This window comes from Sphingomonas sp. Ant20 (assembly GCF_000783375.1).
Classification (GTDB): Bacteria; Pseudomonadota; Alphaproteobacteria; order Sphingomonadales; family Sphingomonadaceae; genus Sphingomonas; species Sphingomonas aerolata.
In genome coordinates this window covers 69,179-92,211 of the sequence record NZ_JRVI01000008.1, presented here as the reverse complement: position 1 = coordinate 92,211, position 23,033 = coordinate 69,179, and the positions used below count along the sequence as shown (strand labels likewise).

The following is a 23,033-nucleotide window of genomic DNA, read 5'->3' as shown; positions in this document are numbered from 1 at the left end:
ATTGTCGCATCCAGCGCCGGTCAAGCCGCCCCCGGTGGATATTGATAATCACCTATCTGATCAGAACATGGTCTGCCTGCGCAGCCGCGTTATCGCGCTGGAGAACATTGTTGTTGCAATGCTCGCTGGCGGATCACACGATCAGCGCGCCATCGTCCACGACATGGCAATGTTCGTCCGCCCACCGCTTGATGCAGTTCAGGACCGGCTGACGATGCATGCGGCCGACCTGATGGATCATCTCACCGATCGGGCGACGCGCTTCGCGCGTGTTCTGGCCTGAGCTTGAACACATCGCCCGACACTACCCCTGATGCAAACGTCGGGGCGGTGCGTTGGCAAATTTCAAAGGCGGTTTTTAAGATTGGCGAGACTGACGGCAGGCGACAGCTTGCCGTCAGTCTCGCTGCATTCGCGTTCCAAATCTGAGCGCACCTTTTCGATCTCGCGATCGGTGAGGTGCTCGATACCGATGAATTGCGATCGCGCTGCATCGACCGCCCGGATCAGCTCATCGAGCTTGGCCTGCATGGCGGCTGCGTCTCGGTTCTGCGAGTTCTGGATCAGAAAGACCATCAGGAACGTGACGATCGTGGTCGCCGTATTCACGACCAGTTGCCACGTATCCGAATAGCCGAACAGCGGCCCTGTTACCGACTAGAGGACGATGATGCCGACCGCAGTCACGAAGGCACCGGGTTGGCCGGCAAAGCCGGCTATGCGGGTCGCCGTGGCAGTGAACATGCGATCGAGCATGTTCAGCATGCCACGGCAGGCAGCGGTGATCCCGCGCCAGGCTTCGTCAATCGATCAGACTGCATCGAGCACCCGTTCGGGCGGCCGATCGCCAAGGTCATGCAAGGCGACAAACGCTTGGAACAGTACCCGCGGGTCGTAGGCACCCTTGTAGACGGGCGGCGGGGTGCGCTGAAGCCCGAGCAGCTCCGCCACTGCTGCCTGCGCTGATCGAATGGAGTATTCGACCGTAAAGACGACATCATCGGCCAGCTCACAGAACTGTCCGATGAAGCCGAAATTGACCGACTGTGTCGGCACTACCTGGGGACGGTCGCCATGCTTGCGCGGCAGGAATTGGCTTGTGATGAAGGGCATCATACACGGGATGCAATTCGAGGCTGTGAGGATAGCGTCAGCCTCCTCGACAATGCCGAGATGCCCCAGGATCTCGACCATGATCTCACGCCCAGTACAAGCGGACATCGGCTTCTTCACGAAGTCGCCGATCGCATCGACGGACAGGCCGTACCCCCAGAAAACGGTCACGTCCTCGGGCTGGCCGATGAAATGCGGCTGATGAGGTATAACGATCGACGCCAGCCAGCTCGACTGTGGGAAGGTGACGAGCCCGCCCTCGCCGGGCACGTTGCCGGTTGCATCACGGACCAGATCGAGGAATGTCGGATCGCTTAGCGTCGTCGTGAACGACACCCATTTGGACTGGTCGATGTGATCGGCGAACACCGACGGCCGGCCAAAATCCCCGCGGCCTGCCGCGATTTTTTCCCACAGCAACCAAGCCCCGCCGTCGGTCTTGCCCTTCAGTGCCGGCACCGTGTCCATGCCGCCAAGGGTCGATGCCTCGGTCATCGACCCCAGCGTGACGAGAACATAATCATCAATGCCGACCTCGATGCTATCCTCCACGCCGGCCTTGTCGATGATAATCGCCTCGACGCGTCGCCGCCTCCCCGATGGGTGAACTCAAGGTTGACGACGCGCGTGCCCGTCTCGAACCGCACACCGCGATCGTCGAGCCATTTGCGGAATGGCAGCACCATCGAGTCATACTGATTGTAGACGGTCCGCATGATGCCGGTCAGTCGGTTGAATCCGCCGACCATGTGCGCGAAACGGACGAGATAGCGCTTGAACTCGATCGCACTGTGCCACGGCTGAAATGCGAACGTCGTGCACCACATGTACCAAAAATTGGTCTCGAAGAACGCAGGGTCGAACTGATCCGCGATCGTCGACCGGCCCAGCATCGCCTCTGGTTCAAGGCCGAGGCGCTCGATCGTCAGAATATGGCCCTCGGTGAGACCGAACGCTGGCGCCGTTCGCCGCTCGCCATCTATGAAAAGCCGCGACTTCGACGACGTCTGCATCGTCTTGTTCCAGTCAAGGATCTCCTGGGTGACCGTGCCGGTGCCGTCGAGCGTCGGGATCGATGCGAACAGATCGAACGTGCAAAGATACTTGCTCTCGATCATCCGTCCGCCACGCAGGACGTAGCCTGTCTCGGGGGTGCCTGATCCGTCAAGGCTACCGCCGATGATGTCGGATTCCTCGATGATTGTGATGTCCGACCCCAGCATGTCGCCATCTCGGATCATGAACGCCGCTGCGGACAGCGAGGCGATGCCGCCCCCGACTAGCCACGCCTTGGCACCTGCCTGGGGGGCGGGGCGCTTGAATAGCAACAGCTCGGCGCCTTCTTGGCTGACGATCATGGCGAAATCTCCGTGCCGCTGCTGCTGGACCTGGGATAGGTCGTTGGGTCGGGCTGGGTGAGCCTTGTCAGTACCGCCCACGACGTGGTTCGGCCCAGCGTCGGGAACTACATACGCTCAGCCCTCGGCGTTCCAGCCGGCCCAACCGTGATCGATCGATGCCTCAATCGCGGTCAGCAGCGTCCGATCGCCGATATTGCGTGAAAGCACCGTGTCGCCGTGGCGCTTGGCCTCGATCAACATCGGACTGCCGGGATCGAGACCATCGAGGAGAATCGCCTTGCCGCGCCAGCCACTGGCCCGCATTTCGCGCAGGAGGGCGGGGCCGTCGATGTCCTCCATCTCGAGGTCGAGGATGATGCACGGATAATCGCGCGACCTCGGATCGGCGAGCAGGGCTGCACAGGTCGCATAGGACCGGACGCATAGTCTTCCGAGCGCAGCATCAGCTGTCGCGCGTGCCGAATAGCGGAATCGCCATCGACGAGGGAAACGCCGATCATCTGCCGTGACGATGGCCTGGTAGCGTTTTGCATGCGGATATCCTTGGGTTTCTCCAAGGATCGCATGGCAGAAGGCCCCACGTCTGTACGTAGAAGGCGAGGGGGAGGGGGCCGGCAGTTAGCCGGGATGTGCTTCGCCAAGCCCTGCCGCGAACGCGATCCGCAGGACATCGGACAGACTGCGCGCGGCCAGCTTCTCCATCAGGTTGGCACGGTGAACCTCAACCGTCCGCGTCGCGATACTGAGGTCGAAGGCAATCAGCTTGTTGGGCCGTCCCAAGACCATGCCGTCGAGTACGTCACGCTCGCGCATCGTTAGCGCCGCGAGGCGGACCGAGGCTTCCGCTGCCGCGAGCTGGCCGCGATCGTTTCGACCGGCTTGGCTTAACGCTTCGTCGATCGCCGCCAGCAACGCGGTCCGCTCGAACGGCTTCTCTAGGAACTCGATCGCCCCGGCCTTTACCGCGCGCACCGCGAGCGTCACGTCGCCGTGGCCGGTCAGCATGATGACCGGGAGCATGATACCCTGTTCGGCAAGCCGCGCCTGCACCTCCAGCCCGTCGATCTCGGGCATCCGGACGTCGAGCAGCACGCAACCGTGCATCTCGCGCGTGGCGGTTTTCAGGAACTGCACGCCTGACGCATAGGTTTCGACGCTATGGCCGGCCTTGCGGAGCATGAAGCCTACCGATTGCCGGATCGCCTCGTCATCGTCGACGATGTGGACGGTGCGTGTGGATTCAGACATCTTCGGCTCCTGCCAAGGGCACGCAGAAATGGAAGGCCGTCCCCGATGTGGCGCCGGCCTCTGCCCAAATCCGGCCGCCATGCGCCTCGACGATCGTGCGGCAGATCGAAAGGCCAAGGCCCATGCCGTCCTCCTTTGTAGTTGCGAACGCTTCGAACAGGCGATCGCGAATGTCCGGGGACAGGCCTGTGCCGGTATCGGCGACGGTGACGCGCACCCAGCCATCGCGATCGGGCGCGGTCACGATCGTCAGCTCCTTGCAAGGCGAAGACGCCATCGACTGGATCGCGTTGCGGATGAGATTGACCAGCACCTGCTGGATCTGGACGCGGTCGACCAGCACCGTCTCGAGCCCCGCGGCGATGGTCATCGTTACGCTGACCCCCGCCTCATGCGCGCCGAGTAGGCCAAGGCTGGTGGCTTCCTCGACAATCGTGTCGAGCCGTTCGGCCTTGAAACCGGTGTCGCCACCATCGACGAACGCGCGCAGCCGTCGCACGATCGTGCCAGCGCGGAGCGATTGGGCAGCCGCAAGCTCCAGAGCCTCTGCAATCTCGCCAAGCAGACCGTCCTCGGTCTCTCCGATCATAGCGCGGGTAGTCTCGAGATAGGCAGCGATCGCGGTCAAGGGCTGGTTGATCTCGTGCGCGAGCGTGGAGGCCATCGTTCCCATTGCGCTGACGCGGGAAACATGAACCAGCTCGGATTGGAGCTCCTTCATCCGACGCGCCGTTTGATGCCGGTTAGTCAAATCGCGCACGAAGCCGGTGAAAATCCTTTCCCCACCGATCGAAGCCTCGCCGACGGCCAGCTCGATCGGGAAGGTTTCGCCGTTGGCCCGCTGCGCGGTCGCAACGCGGACATTGCCGATATTGTTGGGAACGCCGGTCTGCAGATAGGCCCGTAAGTTGCCATCATGCCCGTCCCGGTCGGCGGGCGGCATTAGCATGCTGACATTCTGGCCGATGACATCTGCCTTCGCGTAGCCGAACAATTGCTCGGCAGTGGTGCTGAACGACGATACGATACCGCATTCGTCCATCACGATCATCGCGTCGGGTACAGTCGCGAGAATTGACCGCAGGTGATGCTCACGCCGGACAAGTGCGGCTTCTGACGCCTTCTGGTCGGTGACGTCACGGATGACCTTGCCGAAGCCGCGCAGTTCGCCGGCGTCATCGCGCAGGGCGGTAAGCGTTACGCCAGCGAGAAACTCCGAGCCGTCTTTGCGCAGACGCCAGCTATCTTCCTCGATGCGGCCGAGAGCGGCCGCGCGTGCGAGATCATCGGCCGGTTTGCCGGCCGCAACGTCGTCCGGTGTGTAGAAGATAGCGAGATCGGCACCGATGACTTCCGCCTCGGTCCAACCTTTCATCCGTTCGGCACCGCGGTTCCAGATGGTCACGCGACCCTCGGCGTCCAGCATATAGATCGCGTAGCCCGTCGCCCCGTCGATCAGCAGACTAAGCTCTTCGGCCACGACCGCATTCCTGCGCGCGACGGCATCAGCGTCCGACCGATCGCCACGGAATAGCCCCTCGTTCACGAAGGCGGTGCAGATTGTCTGTGGGTAAGAAAATCGATCATCTGACAGTTTGCCTCCGGCCGGGTAAAATCCCGAACAGTCGGCAACCCATGCCGGGTCAACGCTTCGCAAGCCAGTATGACGCAAGATCAGGTCAATGGCCTGAGAAGCGTCATTGCAATCTCGCCGGCGACCAGCAGTGAAAGAACACCGCCTCCGATTGAAACACGCGGATTCATAGTGATGATCGGCTTGAAGAACGTCTGGATTGCCGTGTGCATGATCGTCATCCCTAGTTGTTCAAGGGAGTGTTGGGCGATTGCTCGGCATGGCGATATTGTGGTTTCACACATCGCCGGTCGACCGGCGCTATACCCGTCAGGCCTATCCGGCCAGCTGATAGGTGGCATGCCCGACCGCCTCAAACGACGATAGATTGGCCATCGTCGTCTCGGCGATCGCGGACAGCGCTTCGTGCGTGAAGAAGCCTTGGTGACCGGTGACGAGCACGTTCGAGAACATCAGCAACCGCTCGAAGGCATCGTCCTGAATGACCTCGCTCGACAAATCCTCGAAGAACAGCTCTTCTTCTTCCTCATAAACGTCCAGACCGAGATGGCCGATCTTGCCGCTCTTCAGACCTTGAATCACCGCTGCGGTATCGATCATGCCGCCCCGGCTCGTGTTAATGAGCATCACGCCATGCTTCATGCGATCGATCGCGGCCGCATCGATGAGATGGCGCGTCGCATCGGTGAGGGGACAGTGCAGCGAGACGATGTCCGCTTCCGCTAGGAGGGTATCAAGCGTGGTGTAGGTGACACCGAGAGCGGCGCAGGCGACATTCGGCACGACGTCATAAGCGATGACCTTGCACCCGAACCCGAGCATGATCCGCGCGACGCCCGCGCCCACACGCCCGGTCCCGACGATGCCGACCGTTCGGCCGTGAAGGTTGAAACCTAGTAGTCCCTCAAGCGCGAAATTGCCCTCCCGCACCCGAGCATAGGCGCGGTGGATGTTACGATCGAGCGACAGGATAAGCGCAACCGCATGCTCCGAAACCGCCTCCGGCGAATAGGCCGGCACACGGGCGATGGCGATGCCCAGACGCTTGGCCGCGGTCATGTCGACATTGTTGAACCCTGCCGATCGGAGCGCGACCATTTCGACGCCAATATCCCTAAAGACCTGGAGGACGGCAGCGTCGACCTGATCGTTGACGAAGGCACACACCGCCGTTGAGCCCTGCGCCAGTGCCGCGGTCGCGGCCGTCAGCCGGTCCTCCATGAACCTCAGGGTGTGAAGGGAGCCTGCGGCCTCTTCCATGAAGGTGCGATCATAGGATTTGGTACTGAAGACGGTGACGATCATTGAGCATGCTTTCGGGTGAGTGCGAATACCGAGGCTTGGACGCCGGAAGGCGGTTCAGGTCACGGCGAGTGTCGGGGAAGGCGGAGTGGCGCGTGATGGGCGATCTGCGACGCGCGCATGGCCCGTCTCCTTCAGGAACAGGCTGAGGCCGATCGCTACGACGCGCCCGCGACCAGCGGCAGGAACCCGTTCTGAAACTCTGGCAGCGTGAGCGGCTTGCCCTGCGGGACCATCAGCCGGGAGATGAAGGGGGAGACGATGCCGCTGGTCAGGAAGACGAGGAAGTTCATCACACCGGCAGCGGTGCCCTTGACTGCAGATGGGTTGGTCTCCTTCATCATCGAGAAGGGGATCATCGCAGCCCCCGATGCGATGCCGAGCACAAGCGCAACGCTGTAGGGCGGAAGCAGGCCGTGCGGCACGTAGATCGCGGTCAGACCGGCCGCCAGCATCACCACTGCACCGGTGATCAGCACGGGTTTGCGACGGCCGAGCCGGTCGGCTACGAAGCCGAGCAACGGACATCCGATCACCCAGCCGATCGGCACCATCGAGGCTTCCGTGGCGGCAGCGGCCATCGACAGATCCTTTCCGCCGTTGAGGAACGACGTCGCCCAAACCAGCGCGCCGATCGTGGTAGGCAGGAAGAGCAACCCTCCGATTACCCCGGCAAGCCAGCTTTGCGGGTTGGCGAGGACCGTCTTGAAGGGTTGGACAAGGCTGGCGGCGGAAAGCGGGCCGTGATGGGACGCACTGTCACCGCTGTCGCGCGGCATGACGATCCAGGTGGCGACAGCCAGCACGAAGCCGACGACGGCGAAGCCGATCCAGACATACTGCCACGACAGATGAAGGCTTCCGGCCGGATCGATTAGCATGTGGACCGGTTTCGACCCGAACGCGGCACCGGCCATGCCGAGGCACTGCGTCAGACCGATAAACAACGCGAGCATCCGTGACGGCAGATACCGGGCCGCCACGTAGGATGCCCCGATAAAGGCGAAAATCGCACCCATAGCCTGGAGGACGAAACCAGCCATGCCGGCCGCTTCGCTGCCCTGGGCGAACACGAGGCACCCCAGACCGACGACGGCGATGCCGTAAGGTATCGTGCGTTGCGGCCCGTATCGATCGAGAAGGACGCCGGCAATCAGCGCCATCAGCGCGTAGGCGACGTAATAGGCCGAGATCATCCCGCCGATGTGATTGCCGCCCCATGCAGCCGAGAGTTCGTGCTGCATGACACCCGGCGCCGAACGGACGGCATATTGGAAGAAGTAGAAGACCGCGCACAGCGCCCAAGCCAGCAGGATCAGCGGCTTGAGCTGGACAGGCGGTGCGTCGGCGACCGCTGCTTGCGTCGGCACGCCAATGCGGGCTCCTACGGGGTCGTGGCTCGGCATGGATGGATCCTCGGCGAAATGACCCATGAGCGGGCGCGCGAGACGCATGACAGCGGCGAAAATGACCTTGCTGTCGGAAGCATCGTTGGCCTCGTTGGGTAGCGCGTCGAGCATTCCGGTCGCTACGCTCGGAAACTACGCAGTCGCCCGTACCTGCCGGCCAGGTCAGATCGCCCGCTCGGCGAGATCGCTGAACCCGCATGATATCTGCGTAATTTCCGATGGTGATGCGCGACCGGCCAGGCCGGTAGGCCTTTCTTACCCCCCGCCTTCTGCGAGGTGGGTGGAGCGGCAACGGCCGCAGGAATCGGACCCAACAGCCATGACGATCAACCGCACTTCGGACGGCCCCGCCGCGGTCCCGTGCCGCCCCATTCTACACCTTGCCGACGGCGCTGCGCGGTCGAATGCCCGTGCCTTCGATCCACTCCAGGTTCGCCGCCCCCGGCGCTTTGTGAAAGGCGCTGGCCTTACGTCCAGGCTGGCCGTGGCGGTCGACCTGACGTGACGGGCAAAATGTTGATGGCGATCGCGGTTGCGCTGGCGGTGCCGGTTTCGGTAGCTGCGCAAACGCAACCGATCCCCGCCGCAGACGGCAGGATCGAGGCGCTAAAACCGGGCGAATATCTGTGGGCGCCCGGGATCGCACCCGAGGGACCGGTCACGATCATCGTCAGCCTCAAGGCCCAGAAGGCCTATGCCTATCGCAACGGCGTCGCGATCGGAGTTTCGACGGTATCGACAGGTACGAAGGGCTTCGCGACGCCGACGGGGGTGTTCACCGTCCTCCAGAAGGATGAGGACCATGTGTCCAACCTCTACAAGGACGCCCCCATGCCGTTCATGCAGCGGCTGACCTGGGGCGGGATTGCCATGCACGCCGGCAACCTGCCGGGCTACCCCGCCTCGCATGGCTGTATCCGGATGCCGCTGGCCTTCGCCAAGCTGCTGTTCGGCATCACGAAGATGGGCATCACTGTGGTCATCACGCAGGACGCCCTGGTTCCGGTAGTGGTCACGACCCCCGGCGTTCTGAAGCGCAACGCGCGTGCTACCAGCGGCGATACCGCTTTTGCCTGGAACCCGGCGCGCGCTCCTACCGGTCCGGTATCGATCGTCGTCAGCGGTCGCGACCGCCGGGTGGTCGTCCTGCGCAACGGCGTCGAGATCGGATCGAGCGCCATCGACCTCGAGGCACCGGTCGAAGAGACCGCGGCGTTCACGCTTCAGGCGATCGACGGCGGGGGAGAGCATTGGCTGCGATTGCCGCTGCCTGGGCAAACCCGAACCGGGGAGCTGAGCGACGCGGACCGGGCGAAGGGGCGTCTTCCCGATGGCTTTCGTGCAGCGCTGGCGACGGTGCTCACGCCGGGCACAACGCTGCTTGTCACGCGTGAGACGCTGGCGAGCGCGGGCACCGGCAAGGCGGTGACGGTGATCGAGGCGGACCGCCCATGATCGCCGACCGCACCCGAGAGGAAACCGCCCCGGTCATCGCATGGCATGCGATGTCGAGCACGGACATCGCGGCCCGGCTCGGCACGTCCGACCAAGGTCTCGGACCTGACGAGGCGGCTGCGCGCCTCGTTCGGGACGGCCTGAACGAATTGGCGCCCCCGCCGACGCTCGGTCATCCGGCTGTTCGTGCGGCAGTTCAACAGCCCGCTGATCTGGTTGCTCGTCGCCGCAGCGGCCGTATCGCTCGGCCTGGGGCACACGACCGACGCCGGCTTCATCGGCGTAGTGCTGATCGTCAACGCACTCATCGGGACGTTCCAGGAAGGCAAGGCCGCGGGGAGCCTCGCGGCCTTGCGCGACATGATCGGCCATACCGCCCCGGTCCGTCGCGGGGGATCCGTATCGGTGATCGACACACGCGACATCGTGGTCGGCGATGTCGTCGAGCTGGAAAGCGGCATGGCGGTCCCCGCCGATATCCGGCTGTCGTCGAGCGCGGCCCTGCGGGTCGACCAATCGACCTTCACCGGAGAATCCGTCGCGGTCCTGAAGGACGAGGCCGCGCCACTCAACGAGCGTACGCCGCCCGGTGACCGTACGACGATGCTGCTCGCGGGCACAATGATCGACGAGGGCCGGGGCGCCGGCGTCGTCGTGGCGACCGGTGCCGACACGGCGCTTGGGGCGATCGACGCATCGCTGCGCGATACCGAGGCAACGCCCCCGCCGCTCGTCGTGCGCCTCAACCGGCTGGCACGGCAGATCAGCATTGCCAGCATTGCGTTGATCGTCCCCTTCGCGATCGTCCTGCTCGTCCAAGGCCGCCCAGGCGACCAGATCCTGATCCTGGCCGTCGCGCTGGCCGTCGCGGCGATCCCCGAAGGGCTGTCGATCGCCGTCACCGTCGCGCTCGCGGCGGGGACGCGCCGCATGGCGGCGCGCAAGGTCATCGTCCGCTCGCTGCCGGCAGTCGAGGGGCTTGGCGCCTGCACCATCATCGCCAGCGACAAAACGGGCACGCTCACCCGTAACGTGCTCTCGGTCGAGCGCATCCTGCTGGCTGACGGCCGGGCGTTCGATCGTGCGGAATGGACGGAGAATGCAGACGCGCTGGTCGCCATCGCCCGCGCCGCCGCGCTCTGCAACGAAGCGTCGCTCGGTGCTGATGGCATTCCGGTGGGCGACACCGTCGACGTGGCCCTCCTGGGATTCGCCCGGGACAATGGCGCTGATCTGGCGGCAATCCAGTCGATCGGTCGGATCGCAGGGCTGCCCTACGAGCCAGCCCGCAAATTCTCGACCGTGGCGGTCAACGAAGGGCAGGGCGTCCGCGTGTTCGCCAAGGGCGCGCCGGAAGTCGTTCGGCCGATGTGCCGCCCGGTCGACGCCACCACGATCGCCAAGGCCAATGCGATGGCAGCCGAGGGATACCGGATCATCGCCGTTGCCACGTCGGACGGATCGGCGACGGTCGACCCCGTATCACCGACCGGCCTCGTCTTCCTGGGCTGGTTCGGACTGATCGACCCGGTCCGCCCGGAGGTGCCCGCGGCGATCGCACGCTGCGCCGAAGCCGGGATCGGCGTTCGCATGGTGACGGGAGATCATCCCGGCACGGCGCTGACGATCGCGCGCGGGCTCGGACTCGAGGTCCGCGAGGATCAGGTGGTGACAGGCACGCAGATGGGCACCTTGGCGGACGAGCCGGCCAAGCTGTCGGCCTTGGTGCTGCAAGGGCGCGTGTTCGCGCGGATCGAGCCGGTGCAGAAGCTCGAGATCGTCCAGATCTTGGCTGCCAGCGGCGAGCTGGTCGCGGTAACCGGAGACGGCGTCAACGACGCGCCCGCGCTCCAGGCGGCGCATATCGGCGTCGCGATGGGTATCGCCGGCACCGACGTCGCCCGCGGTGCAGCCGATCTGGTGCTGGCGGACGACAATTTCGCCTCGATCGTGGCGGGTGTCGAAGAGGGTCGCGTCACCTATGCCAATGTCCGGCGGATCGTCATCATCCTGCTGGCGACCGGCATGGCCGAGATCGGCATGTTCCTTGGCGCGGTGGCATTCGGCCTGCCGATGCCACTGACCGCAGTCCAGCTCCTGTGGCTCAACCTCGTCACCAATGGCGCGCAGGACGTATGCTGGGGTTTGGCCGCGGGGAGGGTGATGAGCTGCGCCAGCCTCCGCGGCGACCGAGCGAACCGCTGCTTGATCGCAGCGCGATCGCGCTGATGATCCCGCCTGCCTGGTGATGACGGGCTTTGCGCTCTTCCTGGTCTATGCCCTCAGACGTGACGGGCACCCCTTGGGTGAGATCCAGAACGCGGTACTGCTGATGACCGTGCTGTTCCAGAACGTCTATGTGCTGTGCATGCGCAGCGAGCGCCGCTCGATCTTCCGCGAACCGCTGTTCTCCAACCCCTGGCTGTTGCTGGGTATCGGTATCGCGGTCGCGCTGCAGCTGGTGGCCATGTTCTGGCCCCCGTTGGGTGGCGTCCTCGGCACCTCCCCCGGTCACGACGCGGACGCTCTGGTTCTGTCTCGGCGCGACGGTGTCGACGGTCGTCGTGACCGAAGCGACCAAGCAGATTGTGGCGCGCTGGCAGCGCCACACCCGACATGGCTGATCGAACGCCAGGCACCGTCCTCCCCAAGATCGTGACGACGATGCGCGAGGGCTATAGCCTTTCACGGTTGCGGGCGGATGCAGTTGCCGGAGCAACCGTGGCTGTCGTTGCGCTCCCCTTGGCGATGGCGCTGGGGATCGCAAGTGGCGCATCCCCCGACAAGGGTCTGATTACCGCCATCGTTGCCGGGTTCCTCGTCTCCGCGCTTGGCGGCTCACGCGTGCAGATCGGTGGGCCGACCGGCGCGTTCGTGGTGGTCGTCTTCAACGTCATTGCGCAGCACGGCTATGACGGACTGATCCTCGCGACCTTACTCGCCGGGATCATCCTGATCGTTGCGGGGTACACCCGTCTTGGTGATCTGATCCGCTTCATCCCCTACACCGTCGTCACCGGTTTCACTGCCGGCATCGCGGTCATCATCGCTTCTAGTCAAGTGCGCGACTTCCTCGGGCTGCGCCTGGCCAACGTCCCAGCAGATTTCCTGTCGAAATGGGCCGCCTATTTCGGTGCGTTAGGAACAGTGGATCTTGCAACGATGGCGATCGGGATTGGCGCGCTCGCGACGATCGTCATCCTGCGCCGGTTGTCTCCCAAGATACCGGGGTTCCTAGTCGCGGTCCTGTTGGCATCCATATTCGTGGTTGCAACCGGCCTGTCCGTCGAGACGATCGGCTCGCGCTTCCCTGACATGGCCAGTGGCATTGCGATTCCGGCGCTGCCGCTATGGACGCTGGCCAAGGTGCAGGCTGTCCTGCCGTCGGCCTTCACGATCGCCTTCCTCGCAGGCGTGGAGGCATTGCTGTCCGCCGTGGTGGCTGATGGCATGATCGGATCGCGACACCGATCGAACCAAGAGCTGGTCGGGCAGGGCTTTGCCAACATCGCATCCGCCCTGTTCGGTGGCCTTCCGGCAACGGGCGCGATCGCGCGGACCGCAACCGCCATAAAGGCAGGCGCGCAGACGCCGGTCGCCGGCATGCTGCACGCCGTTTTCATCCTCGTGTTCCTGATTTTCGGTGCCGACCTGATGGGGTTCGTACCCATGGCCGCGCTTGCCGCGATCCTGTTCGTCGTGGCCTGGGGCATGAGCGAGCACGATCGCTTCCTTGAGGTGCTGCGCATGCCAAACAGCGACCGGGCCATCCTGCTCCTGACCTTCACGTTGACGGTGCTCGTCGATCTGACGGTCGCGATCGGGGTCGGAGTGACGCTGGCATCGCTCCTGTTCGTGGCGCGGATGAGCGAAACGGTCAGCATCGACAGCGGCGACGCAACAGGCAAAGACGAGGTCGACCAGCGCCTGGCGTTGCCCGCAGACGTCGAGGTATTCCGGATCGACGGCCCGTTCTTCTTCGGCGTGGCCGCAGGGTTGATGGATGCCTATCGCAAGTTAGGGAGGATTCCGCGCGTGCTGATCGTCCGCCTGGAGAATGTGCCGGTGCTCGACGCGAGCGGCGCAGCGGCGATCGGCGAACTGGTCAGCCGTGCAGGAACAGCGGGCACGCGCGTGATCGTCTGCACCCCGCGACCCGATGTGATCGCCATGCTCGCACGCGCGCGCATCGACGACCGTCATGGCCTGCTGGCGCGAACGGCGACCTATGCCGACGCCCTTGCCAGAGCGCGGATGGCTTAGCGTGCGACCGCTACGGCTGGATCGTGCGGAAGTGGACCGCACGATCGACGAGCGATGTCATGTGACGGCCCGCCTCGATCGTCAGCGGGTGATGCGTGAAGCGTGGTCGCGGTGCGATGTACTCGGCCATTTCCCGTGCGACGGCGAGTTGGCGATCGGATCCCTCGGCCAACACCGCAATCAGCATGTTCTCCAGCGCGATCGTCCGGATGCGCAGCTGGATCAGTTCGGCCGAGGTAAGCGCCGCGATCGTGGGATGCGGATCAGGCGCTGCGGCAACCGAGCCGCCTTCATTATCCCAGCGGGACAAGGTACGGAAACGCAACTCGGCCGCGCTCGGATTCTGGTCTGTATCGGGCATCGGGACATCCTTTGGGGAGAGCAGTTCGTGGGTGCGCGTCATCGGTAGCCGATGCCTTTGACGTAGTTGACGAGTTGCGCTTCCTCATACTCGGCGTCGCCCAGCAAAACGCGCAGCACGGAACGGGCCGTGAGCATCCCGATCGGCCGACCTTCGGCATCGATCACAGGAATGTTCTTTAGGTGATGGCGCTTCATGCGGTCGGCCACGTCCTGCAGGGGGTCCGACGCGGTGCAGCTGGTGACAGCCGTGGTCATCACAGTGGTGACCGCGCAGCGGCAGCTTGTACCGTCGCACACGGCCATCTGACGGACGACGTCGGTCTTGGTGACTATCCCGAGCAGCATTCCGGCCGATCCGACGACGGCAAGAATGTCGGTCCCGGCGCCGAGCTGCCCCGCTGCTTTGATCAACGGCTGTTCGCTGTCGATCGTCGCCAGCGTCGTGCGCCCGCTTTGGAGCATTCCTTCTACAAACATCGCTCGCGTCCTATCTGAGGTTGAGACGGCCTCGGCGGAGCCGGTATTGATCGTGGCACCATGCTCATCGCATCGCTGTGAGCAGGCGATCGACCGGCATCGTCGCGAATGTCGTGAAGCTGTCGGCGACCGCGTAGGGCAGGATCAGCGTGCGATCATGAAGGAGCGCGCCACAGCTATAGGTGACGTTCGGGACGTAGCCCTTACGCTCAGTCGCATCGGCGCGGACGAGGGGATAGGTCATACGCCCCAGCAGCTTTGACGGGTCGTTGCGATCAAGCAGGCAGGCGCCGAGCGCATAGTTGCGCATCGGCCCGACTCCGTGGGTCAGGACCAGCCATCCCTCGGCAATCTCGATCGGCGAGCCGCAATTGCCGATCTGGACAAACTCCCACGGCCATCGCGGTTCGATGATCGTCGCACCCGTGGACCATTCGTAAAGGTCGTCCGAATAGGCGAGCGAGATCGTTTCGTTGTCGGCGCGACCGAGCATGGCATAGCGACCGGCAATCCGCCGCGGAAACAGCGCCATGCCCTTGCCGGCGCCTGCCGATCCGTGAATCGTATCTAGGGCGAACGAGCAGAAGTCTGCAGTGCGCAGCAACTCCTGACGAATCCCCTGGCCGCTATAGGCCGTGTAGGTGCCCAGCCACGAGACCGTTCCGTCATAGTCGGCAAAGCGAACGAGGCGAAGATCCTCAATCCCGTTGCGTTGCGCCGGGGTCGATGGGAAAATCACGATCTCGGAAAGGCTGTAGCCAGCCTCGCACTGCATTCGGACGCCCGCGGGTCGCGAGCCGCCCAAGGCCGCATCCGCGAGTTGCGGTACGATCGCCCGCGCGCCTTGGGGCTCTAGGACGATTCCGCCGGATGCGTCGCACAGGCCCGTCCTGAATGCGATCGAGGAGACATGACCTTCACCGACCGCGCGTAACGACAGAACGAAACGTACCGAGCCTGCGGGAACCTCTGACTGGTCCGGATGGGGCACGATGCTGGGGTTGAAGAGAGCAGCTGCCTCGTAGCCATATTCCTGGCAAAAATAGGCACCGATCAGCAACGCACGCGCATCGTCCACCGGGTAATCGTGACCGATAACCCCTTTGACCTCGGCATATCGCCGCCGGAACACAGCCTCGACCTGCGCATGATGCCCGGCAAAGTCGCGGGTCAGGTCGCGCAGCTCGTCCACGACGGTTGCATCGTCAAGCTCCATGACGCGCGACGCGATCCGTCCTGCACGCGCATGATCCCCGTCGGCGCCGGGGACATATGGTCGGATCACCACCCGCGAAGGATCAGGGCGCAGCTCTAGGGTCAGACGATCGACGAATGCAGCATTGGACAACCGGCAGTTCCTCTTGTGGATCGGTCCGCATCGAGAGCGCTAGTGCGCCAGCAGCAGGGGGATGCGGCTGTTAGAAAGCACCGCCTGGGTAGCTCCGCCCAGCAGAAACTCGGCGGTGCGTGAGTAACCATAGGCGCCCATGACCAGCAGGCTGGCACCCACTTCCTCGGCTACTTTCAGGATGGCACCACCGGCGTCACCGCTGTCCGCGGCGCGCCGGACGACCGCGGCTTTGATTCCATGCCGTGAGAGGTAATGCGCGCCTTGCTCGCTGCGGGTCCGCACGGTGCGGTCCTCAATCTCGATGAGATGGACCGATGCGGCCTTGCGCAGCAGCGGCAGCGACGCACGCAGCGCCACCGAAGACTCCGCAGAGCCATCCCATGCGATGGCCACGATACCGGCAGGATCGAACGGCCTGTCGGATGGCGGTACCGCCAACACCGGCGCGCGCGCCGTCGCTGCGACCTTCGCAGCGAGCGACTGCGCCTTCCGGTCCGATCCAAGGCTTAAAACAACAACATCGGCAATTGGTGCTCTGCGCAGAAGCGCGAGGTGCGCTTCGTCATCGACGTGGGTCCATTCCCACTCGGCAATTGAATTTCGCAGGCGCTCCTCGACCTTCAACCGCAGATCCAGAGCGAGCTGCTCCATCTTTGACGAAAAAGTCGACGGGCAGCATCATCGCGGTGAAAGGATCGTTGGTCAGATAAACGCCATAAGGCGTCGTGTGCAGGCAACTGATGTACCCATCGAATGCATGGGCAAGGATCACCGCCGCGTCGATACGGCCGTCGAGATCATCGTCGTCCTGAATATGGAGAAGGATGGACTGCATGGGTCTTCCAATCTGATCTAACGACGCCTGGACGGGTTTAGGACGGCGGTCAGCCACCGACGGCAAGCTGGGTCGCGTGAAGCGGGTAGGGGGCGATGGTGCTCGGATCGGCCGGTTTGCCGCCCAGCGTGCTAGCAAAGCCGTGATTGACGTCGCGGTGATGCGCCTCGTCGGCCCGGACGACGAGCACAACGTCGCGCAGCGTCGCATCGTCCGCCATCTGCCAATAGTGCTTGGCGATCGCCGGCGCCGGGACATTGGGCGACCGGCCTTCGTCGATCTCCTGGAGGTAGAGGGTGTAGCTGGTGACAGCCTCCTCCTCGAAGTAGCCGACGACCCGGTGCGCGGTGCGCGACGAGACCAGATACAGAATGGAGAAGCCGACAAGGAACACGCCCTGAACGCCGAGGATCACCATCCGCTCGAACCATGTCGGCTTGGCGATCTCGATGAACGTCATCAGATGCATGCGCTCGTTCTCGGCCTCCTCCATCAAGGTGCGGATCCAGCCTTCGTCGTCACGCATCCGCCGCAAGCAAGTCAGGTGGGTGAACATCGCACCGACCATGCCCGGCACGGCCGCGACCGTCTCGAGCACGATGGCACGATGGCCGTAGCGTTTGGCGAAGAAGGTATCGGCGCTGAAGCGCAGCAGCTTGGTGAAGCCGAGCGCGAACCGGTCTGAAAACCCCTTGGGGACGTGATGCACGACCGGCTCAGCTGCGCGTTCGTCGACCAGCGCGCGCGCATCGGGGGTAAGGATTGAATTGACCATCATGATGTTCCTGCGTTCAGGCGTGGGCTGGTAGGCGAAGTCGGACGGCAGCGATCGGGCGTGCACAGTATCGCTGCCCGATCAGGCCGCCTGGGGTTCGAGGGCCATGCGCAGCACGATGAGCGATGAATCGCCGGGACAGGGTGAGGCGGACCAACCCATCTCGCGCTCCAGCTTGATCGCCTGATGATTGTCGCGGCTCTCGACCGATTCCAGCGTCTTGATGCCCTTGGACCGGGCGAACCGCACGACATGCTCGACAAGCGTCCAGCTGATCCCGCCGCGCTTGAAGTCCGACCGGATCGCGACCGCGACCTCGGCATTGGTCAACGTCTCGTCAGCAGCGAGCATGGCGGTTGCGATGACCAGACCGGTGCCGCTCTCGATGGCCAGGAAGTTTTCGGTGCGCGTATGATCGACCGTTACCAACGCCTTCAGCTGATCGTGCCCGACCTTCTGGACCGCGCTCAGAAAGCGGAACCGCAGATCCTCCTTATCAACATGGGTGAAGAACTCGGCGAGGGCCGCTTCGTCCGCCGGCGCCGCAGGGCGCACGTGGAAATGGTAGCCGGCGCGCGAGATCAGGTCAGCGCTCCAGTCCGCGTCGTGCAGCGGTAGCGCCGGTGCCCCGGGGCTGTCCGGGCGAGTGGTGACGAGTTCGATCACGGTGGATCCCTTGCGATGAGTGCGGGTGGGCGATCGGCATTACGACCAGCCCCTGTCGACTCTTCTAGACCGTCGCAGACGGCCGTCGCAGGCTCGGGAAACACGTAAGCGCCCCCGCATTATCCGAGTGCCAACACTCCTCACGGTGCGCGATCCCATCGGCCGCGCACGTATTTCCCGATCCTAGGCCGTCAGCCGCCCGGCGCTACATCAAGCCTGAAGGTGAAGCCGGTTCAACAGTTTCGCCCATCCTTACAAGAGACCATGATGCCCCACGATCGCGCGCTTCAGGAGGCTGTTCTTGCCGAGCTGGCATGGGAGCCAAGCATCGATGCCGCACATATCGGCGTTACCGCCGATGCCGACGTGGTCGCATGACGGTGGGCGCCGTGCAGGACGCGCGTCACACGCATCGCCGCCAGCGGCCCAACCTGACGCTGGCGCATTTGGCGCTCGGCGTTGTCGCCGTTGCCGTGACCGTTGTGTTCCTATGGTCGGTGTGGGCGTTCCTCAGTGCGATCCTCTGGAGCGTGGTCGCCGCGATCATGTTCTGGCCTTTGAACAACCGTATTCTCTCGCGTTTTCCCCAAGCGCCGAAATCTCGCCGCCATCCTCACGCTGCTCGTGGTCGTCGCAATGGGCGTAGTGCCGGGTGTCGCGCTGTCGATGTTCCTGCTCGACCAGGCAGGCACGATCTATACGCAGATCCAGTCTGGTCAGCTCGACATTGCCGCGACCTTCGAACGTATCCAAGCGACCCTGCCGGGCTGGATGGCAGGGTTGATGCGGCGGACCGGTATCACCGACCTCGATTCCCTTCGTGAACAACTGTCGATCGGTATCACGGCGCGGCTGCAAATCTTGGCGTCGCACGCGCTGACCATCGGCCAAAGTGCGGCGAGCTTCCTCCTGTCGCTTGCCGCGATGCTCTACCTGACCTTCTTCCTGCTCCGCGACGGGCGGTCGATGACGACCAGCATTGGCAACGTCGTGCCGCTCAAACCGGACGATCGTCGATTGCTCGCTGATCGTTTCGTGACCGTAGTACGCGCCACGGTTAAAGGTGGCGAACTAGGCGGGGCGGCACAGGGCTCGGTCGGCGGTGCCATCATGGCCCTACTCGGCGTGCCCAACGCTCTTTTGTGGGCGGTCGTCATGGCGCTCTCGTCCCTGCTGCCTGCCGTGGGGACAGGTATTGTCTGGGTGCCGGTGGCGATCTATCTCTTTGCGACTGCTGACATGTGGCACGGGCTGATTATGACCGCGTCTGGCCTTCTCGTGATCGGGTCGGTGGACAATGTGCTTCGTCCGATCTTGATCGGCCGGGAGACAAACATCCCGGACTTCGTAGTTCTGGTCACAACCCTTGGTGGGTTGGCGGCGTTCGGGTTTAACGGCCTGCTGATCGGACCCGTTGCCGCAGCGATCTTCATCACGGTGTGGAGTCTAATCGGGTCTGCGAATAGCCCCTCCTATCAATGAGCACAGTACCATCGCGTCGCCTGAGATTGTCGGCGCCAGTGGGCTACCGACGGACGCGTAGTTACCTGTCTGAAAACACACGATAGTCGCCAACCGGAATTGGCGACGGCGTTTTGCAACGATCGAGCGGCTGCCGTCCGAAAACACCTGTTTGTCGCACAGTCGTGATTGCGACTAGGTTTTCATATAACTGACCGCTGAATAGAAATAATGAGAGAGAAGCGGCCGTCCGCTATTGAGGGGGCTGATGGCGTTAGCGGCCGTCGCCTGACGCTGATGACTGCGGTAGTGGCCGTCGGCTATGAAGCTGCTAATTCTCGGCCCACTAAATGAGCTTGCTTGTTAAAGTGAATGAAGCTCTGAAGCGAGCATGGACCAATTAATTGCCAAGCTGCAGAGGGCTATCGCCCTATCAGATGATGACCGATCAAGCCTGCTCGCGATCTTCAGCAATACGCGTTATTTTAAAAGAGGCCGAGACATTCTACGTGAAGGTGAACAACCCGAACACGTGCATGTCATAATCGACGGGTGGGCAGCTCACCGCGTGACCCTAGTAGACGGATCGCGGCAAACCACCGCCTTCCTAATGCCCGGTGACTTTTGCAACGGCGAAACAACGCTTCTAAAGCGCTTGGATCATGGTGTAGTCGCGCTCACGCCGGTGACAATCGGCACTGCAACACGCGAACGCCTGACAGCCCTGCTGCTCGATCGCCCCAATGTGGCGCAAGCGTTCTGGCAGACGACCCTTGTCGATGCGGCAGTGCTGCGGACGTGGTTAGTCAATATCGCTCACCGGAAGGCGTATCAGCGCATCGCACACCTGATGTGCGAGTTGCATACCCGTCTCTCATGTCTTGGCCTCGTAAGTGGCTCGACCTGCGCTGTGCCGCTCACACAGGAACAACTCGGCAATGCGCTTGGCCTCACATCGATCCATGTCAACCGGATGCTCAGAAGGCTTCGTAATGAAGGGTTGATGGAATTTCAGAAGCGTACCCTGACGTTGCGCAACATCGAGGAATTACATGCGGTAGCTGGCTTCAATCCCAGCTATCTCCACGCGAAGCCAAGTCATTAATAATATATCAAGTAAGTCGACTAAACACTTCCAATATAACCCAGTATTAATAAATACCCATCTTATCTTATCGATAATAAACAAGGGGCATTGGCTCGGCCTGACCGAAACTGGTTATTTTAAGAATGATGTCACATGCTAAGCGTTCAAGGGGGGCAGCTTGGATTGGGCACCGCTCTATCGACAGTGTTGCATTGGAGCTATATCCGGCTCGGAACACCGCTTGATTTGAATATATCGCTGATATGATAGTTACTGCTTATCGGAGACTCAGCCGTGATTCAGTCAGATACATCTGAGCTGCCCCCTTCTGAGCGGTCCAACGACTATGAGAGTCTGGATCAAGGAAGGGACGACGAATGCCTGCGAAAAAGCATAAGCCGGAAGAGATCATCGGGAAGCTGCGTGAAGTTGAAATCGTCCTGGGCCAGGGCGGGACGACCGCCGAGGCGTGTCGGCGGATCGCGGTCAGCGAGCAAACCTATTACCGCTGGCGCAAGGAATATGGTGGCCTGAAGACGGATCAGGCTCGTCGGATGAAGGATTTGGAGAAGGAGAACCTGCGGCTGCGGCGTGCGATCTCCGACCTGACACTGGACAAGCTGATCCTGCAGGAGGCGGCACGGGGAAACTTCTAAGCCCCGCGCGCGCCGACGCTGCATTGACCAAGTGAAAGAGGTGCTGGACGTATCCGAGCGACGGGTGTGTCGCGTGCTCGGGCAGCATCGGTCGACGCAGCGCAAAGTGCCGTGTGGGGCAGATGACGAACAGGCACTGACTGAGGACATCGTTGCGCTGGCCGGGCAGTATGGACGCTACGGTTACCGCCGGGTGACCGCACTGCTGCATGCCGCGGGGTGGTCGGTGAATCATAAGCGTGTCGAACGCATCTGGCGGCGTGAGGGGCTGAAGGTGCCACAGAAGCAACCCAAGCGTGGCCGGCTGTGGTTGAACGACGGCTCGTGCATCCGGCTGCGGCCGGAGTATCCGGGGCATGTCTGGGCATACGACTTTGTCGAAGCGCGAACGCACGACGGGCGCAAGTTCCGGATCCTCACGATCATCGACGAGGCCAGCAGGGAATGCCTGGCGCTGATCGTCGCACGTCAGTTGAAACACGAAGACGTGCTGGCGGCGCTTGCCGAGCTGTTCATCGCCCGGGGGCCGCCCGCGCATATCAGGTCGGACAATGGCAGCGAGTTCATCGCTACCGCGGTCCAGAAATGGCTCGGCCAGATCGGCGTGAAGACGCTGTACATCGCGCCGGGCTCGCCATGGGAAAACGGCTATAACGAGAGCTTCAACGGTTCGCTTCGCGACGAGCTGCTCAACGGCGAGATCTTCTACAGCCTCGCCGAGGCAAGGGTGCTGATCGAGGCGTGGCGGCGTCACTATAACACTGTCCGACCACACAGCAGCCTGGGCTATCGACCTCCAGCGCCAGCAGCAGCGACCCCGCCATTGCCAGCCTTCGGTTCCGCTTCGCTCCACCTACGCCCGGCAATGGCGGCGGAGGCGACAATGCACTAACTATCTACCCGGACCACCCGGTGGGGGCTGCTCAGTCGAGCGGTCGATGTCCAACTTGGGCCGCCATCATCTCGGACTGCCGATAAAGCGGCAGGTGATGTTCGAACTTCGAGACGACGACATGCGCTAGCGTTGCGAATGTCGCCTTTCCGCGTGCGACTGCCTTCACCGGGGCAGCTGCCTGGACGATCTTCTCACACGTCCGGCAGCTATATTTCGGTCGGACGTTCCGCACCACGCGCCAGTGCACCGGCAGGACGTCGAGCATTTCATGGGCGTCCTGCCCGAGACGGCGTAGCGCACCGCCGCAGTCCGGGCATGTGCAGGCGCCGGAGGCGGGTTCGTGGACGACTTCCGCGCGTGGCAGGTGGTCGGGCAACGCGCGGCTGGTGCTGGCCGCACGGGCGTGTCTGACAAGGTCGCGCCGATCTCCGGGACTGCGCTCTCGGTTTCCAGTTCCTCTAGCGCGAGTTCGAGTTGGGCGATCTCGCGCGTTAGCTTCTCGGAGGATGCGCCGAACTGCATCCGCCGCAGACGGGCGATCTGTCCACGCAGTGTCTCGATGAGCAGGTCGCGGGCGGCAAGTGCCGCATTGGCCCGGGCGAGCGAGGCCTCCAGCACGGCAATCCGCGCCTCGGCATCAGATGGGGAAAGAGACTTGCGACACCTCGTTTCCATAGCAGTTCGCGCATCCTCACACGAGCAAAAATGGCGGAAAAGCTCTG

20 protein-coding genes and 5 pseudogenes are annotated in these 23,033 nt (G+C 63.1%); 9 read left to right on the top strand and 16 right to left on the bottom strand.

Annotated elements, in window-relative coordinates; all coding sequences use genetic code 11:
- Position 1: 1 nt before the first annotated feature.
- Complete coding sequence (locus NI18_RS02335; protein ID WP_128082036.1) at positions 2-283, top strand: hypothetical protein; 282 nt, start codon at positions 2-4, stop codon at positions 281-283.
- Positions 284-345: 62 nt separating this feature from the next.
- On the opposite strand, the pseudogene NI18_RS02330 reads toward NI18_RS02335, so the two are convergent.
- The 8 genes and pseudogenes from NI18_RS02330 to NI18_RS02300 all read right to left on the bottom strand — a co-directional run bounded on the left by NI18_RS02330 (position 346) and on the right by NI18_RS02300 (position 8,138).
- Positions 346-756: pseudogene (locus tag NI18_RS02330) on the bottom strand (low affinity iron permease family protein).
- Between the two features lie 54 nt (positions 757-810).
- Positions 811-2,354 (bottom strand): annotated as a pseudogene (locus tag NI18_RS27750) (oleate hydratase).
- 234 nt (positions 2,355-2,588) lie between these two features.
- Positions 2,589-2,813: a hypothetical protein gene (locus NI18_RS24900; RefSeq protein ID WP_037527764.1), complete on the bottom strand. Its 225-nt coding sequence runs from the start codon at positions 2,811-2,813 to the stop codon at positions 2,589-2,591.
- Positions 2,814-3,092: 279 nt separating this feature from the next.
- The gene (locus NI18_RS02315; protein WP_037527762.1) at positions 3,093-3,722 is read right to left on the bottom strand and encodes a response regulator; all 630 of its coding nucleotides are present in this window, start codon (positions 3,720-3,722) and stop codon (positions 3,093-3,095) included.
- Positions 3,715-5,202, bottom strand: coding sequence for a PAS domain S-box protein (locus tag NI18_RS02310; RefSeq protein ID WP_037527862.1), 1,488 nt, complete (start codon positions 5,200-5,202; stop codon positions 3,715-3,717). Before NI18_RS02310 ends, NI18_RS02315 begins: the two co-directional genes overlap by 8 nt.
- Before the next feature lie 194 nt (positions 5,203-5,396).
- The gene (locus NI18_RS26290) at positions 5,397-5,528 is read right to left on the bottom strand and encodes a hypothetical protein (protein ID WP_306286189.1); all 132 of its coding nucleotides are present in this window, start codon (positions 5,526-5,528) and stop codon (positions 5,397-5,399) included.
- 103 nt (positions 5,529-5,631) lie between these two features.
- The gene (locus NI18_RS02305; RefSeq protein ID WP_037527759.1) at positions 5,632-6,621 is read right to left on the bottom strand and encodes a 2-hydroxyacid dehydrogenase; all 990 of its coding nucleotides are present in this window, start codon (positions 6,619-6,621) and stop codon (positions 5,632-5,634) included.
- A gap of 155 nt (positions 6,622-6,776) precedes the next feature.
- A complete protein-coding gene (locus NI18_RS02300) occupies positions 6,777-8,138 on the bottom strand; it encodes an MFS transporter (RefSeq protein ID WP_306286188.1) in 1,362 nt (453 codons plus the stop codon).
- Positions 8,139-8,546: 408 nt separating this feature from the next.
- Between NI18_RS02300 and NI18_RS02295 the strand changes: the two genes are divergently transcribed.
- The 5 genes and pseudogenes from NI18_RS02295 to NI18_RS02285 all read left to right on the top strand — a co-directional run bounded on the left by NI18_RS02295 (position 8,547) and on the right by NI18_RS02285 (position 13,745).
- Entirely contained in the window at positions 8,547-9,482 is a 936-nt protein-coding gene (locus NI18_RS02295; RefSeq protein ID WP_037527860.1) for a L,D-transpeptidase, read from the top strand.
- Positions 9,483-9,650: 168 nt separating this feature from the next.
- A pseudogene (locus NI18_RS26285) lies at positions 9,651-9,713 on the top strand (hypothetical protein); the annotation flags it as partial.
- A gap of 129 nt (positions 9,714-9,842) precedes the next feature.
- On the top strand, positions 9,843-11,711 hold the full coding sequence (locus NI18_RS02290) for an HAD-IC family P-type ATPase (RefSeq protein ID WP_306286200.1): 1,869 nt from the start codon (positions 9,843-9,845) through the stop codon (positions 11,709-11,711).
- 19 nt (positions 11,712-11,730) lie between these two features.
- Entirely contained in the window at positions 11,731-12,141 is a 411-nt protein-coding gene (locus tag NI18_RS21975; RefSeq protein WP_052148932.1) for a cation-translocating P-type ATPase C-terminal domain-containing protein, read from the top strand.
- On the top strand, positions 12,099-13,745 hold the full coding sequence (locus NI18_RS02285; protein WP_037527757.1) for a SulP family inorganic anion transporter: 1,647 nt from the start codon (positions 12,099-12,101) through the stop codon (positions 13,743-13,745). Before NI18_RS21975 ends, NI18_RS02285 begins: the two co-directional genes overlap by 43 nt.
- Before the next feature lie 10 nt (positions 13,746-13,755).
- On the opposite strand, the gene NI18_RS02280 is transcribed toward NI18_RS02285, so the two are convergent.
- From NI18_RS02280 to NI18_RS02255, 7 genes are all read right to left on the bottom strand, one after another.
- Positions 13,756-14,106 (bottom strand): hypothetical protein, encoded by a 351-nt coding sequence (locus NI18_RS02280; protein ID WP_037527858.1) that lies wholly within the window; start codon positions 14,104-14,106, stop codon positions 13,756-13,758.
- A gap of 38 nt (positions 14,107-14,144) precedes the next feature.
- Positions 14,145-14,570: a CBS domain-containing protein gene (locus NI18_RS02275; protein ID WP_052148931.1), complete on the bottom strand. Its 426-nt coding sequence runs from the start codon at positions 14,568-14,570 to the stop codon at positions 14,145-14,147.
- A gap of 79 nt (positions 14,571-14,649) precedes the next feature.
- Positions 14,650-15,933 carry a glycoside hydrolase family 130 protein gene (locus NI18_RS02270; RefSeq protein WP_198526923.1) on the bottom strand — a complete coding sequence of 428 codons (1,284 nt, stop codon included), beginning with the start codon at positions 15,931-15,933 and terminating at the stop codon, positions 14,650-14,652.
- A gap of 39 nt (positions 15,934-15,972) precedes the next feature.
- Complete coding sequence (locus tag NI18_RS02265; protein WP_157840471.1) at positions 15,973-16,560, bottom strand: universal stress protein; 588 nt, start codon at positions 16,558-16,560, stop codon at positions 15,973-15,975.
- The gene (locus NI18_RS24895; RefSeq protein ID WP_157840470.1) at positions 16,499-16,771 is read right to left on the bottom strand and encodes a hypothetical protein; all 273 of its coding nucleotides are present in this window, start codon (positions 16,769-16,771) and stop codon (positions 16,499-16,501) included. Before NI18_RS24895 ends, NI18_RS02265 begins: the two co-directional genes overlap by 62 nt.
- A gap of 49 nt (positions 16,772-16,820) precedes the next feature.
- Complete coding sequence (locus tag NI18_RS02260) at positions 16,821-17,546, bottom strand: alternative oxidase (RefSeq protein ID WP_084214983.1); 726 nt, start codon at positions 17,544-17,546, stop codon at positions 16,821-16,823.
- Between the two features lie 81 nt (positions 17,547-17,627).
- Complete coding sequence (locus tag NI18_RS02255; protein WP_306286187.1) at positions 17,628-18,212, bottom strand: GNAT family N-acetyltransferase; 585 nt, start codon at positions 18,210-18,212, stop codon at positions 17,628-17,630.
- Between the two features lie 603 nt (positions 18,213-18,815).
- Here NI18_RS02255 and NI18_RS02250 point away from each other — a divergent pair.
- The 3 genes and pseudogenes from NI18_RS02250 to NI18_RS02235 all read left to right on the top strand — a co-directional run.
- A pseudogene (locus tag NI18_RS02250) lies at positions 18,816-19,694 on the top strand (AI-2E family transporter); the annotation flags it as partial.
- Between the two features lie 370 nt (positions 19,695-20,064).
- Positions 20,065-20,778, top strand: a complete 714-nt coding sequence (locus tag NI18_RS02245) for a Crp/Fnr family transcriptional regulator (RefSeq protein WP_037527752.1) — start codon at positions 20,065-20,067, stop codon at positions 20,776-20,778.
- Positions 20,779-21,137: 359 nt separating this feature from the next.
- Positions 21,138-22,308, top strand: a protein-coding gene (locus tag NI18_RS02235; RefSeq protein ID WP_128082031.1) for an IS3 family transposase whose coding sequence is annotated in 2 segments (ribosomal slippage) — positions 21,138-21,415 and positions 21,414-22,308 — 1,173 coding nt in all. Because the reading frame shifts where the segments join, the coding sequence is not laid out codon by codon here.
- Between the two features lie 55 nt (positions 22,309-22,363).
- On the opposite strand, the pseudogene NI18_RS02230 reads toward NI18_RS02235, so the two are convergent.
- Positions 22,364-22,986: pseudogene (locus NI18_RS02230) on the bottom strand (IS66 family transposase zinc-finger binding domain-containing protein); the annotation flags it as partial.
- Between the last annotated feature and the right edge of the window lie 47 nt (positions 22,987-23,033).

Coding starts and splice junctions, on each gene's coding strand:
- NI18_RS24900 (WP_037527764.1), bottom strand. CDS start 2,813: ATGGAGGACATCGACGGCCCCGCCCTCCTGCGCGAAATGCGGGCCAGT.
- NI18_RS02315 (WP_037527762.1), bottom strand. CDS start 3,722: ATGTCTGAATCCACACGCACCGTCCACATCGTCGACGATGACGAGGCG.
- NI18_RS26290 (WP_306286189.1), bottom strand. CDS start 5,528: ATGCACACGGCAATCCAGACGTTCTTCAAGCCGATCATCACTATGAAT.
- NI18_RS02305 (WP_037527759.1), bottom strand. CDS start 6,621: ATGATCGTCACCGTCTTCAGTACCAAATCCTATGATCGCACCTTCATG.
- NI18_RS02300 (WP_306286188.1), bottom strand. CDS start 8,138: ATGCTCGACGCGCTACCCAACGAGGCCAACGATGCTTCCGACAGCAAG.
- NI18_RS02295 (WP_037527860.1), top strand. CDS start 8,547: ATGGCGATCGCGGTTGCGCTGGCGGTGCCGGTTTCGGTAGCTGCGCAA.
- NI18_RS02290 (WP_306286200.1), top strand. CDS start 9,843: ATGATCGGCCATACCGCCCCGGTCCGTCGCGGGGGATCCGTATCGGTG.
- NI18_RS21975 (WP_052148932.1), top strand. CDS start 11,731: ATGACGGGCTTTGCGCTCTTCCTGGTCTATGCCCTCAGACGTGACGGG.
- NI18_RS02285 (WP_037527757.1), top strand. CDS start 12,099: ATGGCTGATCGAACGCCAGGCACCGTCCTCCCCAAGATCGTGACGACG.
- NI18_RS02280 (WP_037527858.1), bottom strand. CDS start 14,106: ATGCCCGATACAGACCAGAATCCGAGCGCGGCCGAGTTGCGTTTCCGT.
- NI18_RS02275 (WP_052148931.1), bottom strand. CDS start 14,570: ATGCTCCAAAGCGGGCGCACGACGCTGGCGACGATCGACAGCGAACAG.
- NI18_RS24895 (WP_157840470.1), bottom strand. CDS start 16,771: ATGCAGTCCATCCTTCTCCATATTCAGGACGACGATGATCTCGACGGC.
- NI18_RS02260 (WP_084214983.1), bottom strand. CDS start 17,546: ATGGTCAATTCAATCCTTACCCCCGATGCGCGCGCGCTGGTCGACGAA.
- NI18_RS02245 (WP_037527752.1), top strand. CDS start 20,065: ATGGACCAATTAATTGCCAAGCTGCAGAGGGCTATCGCCCTATCAGAT.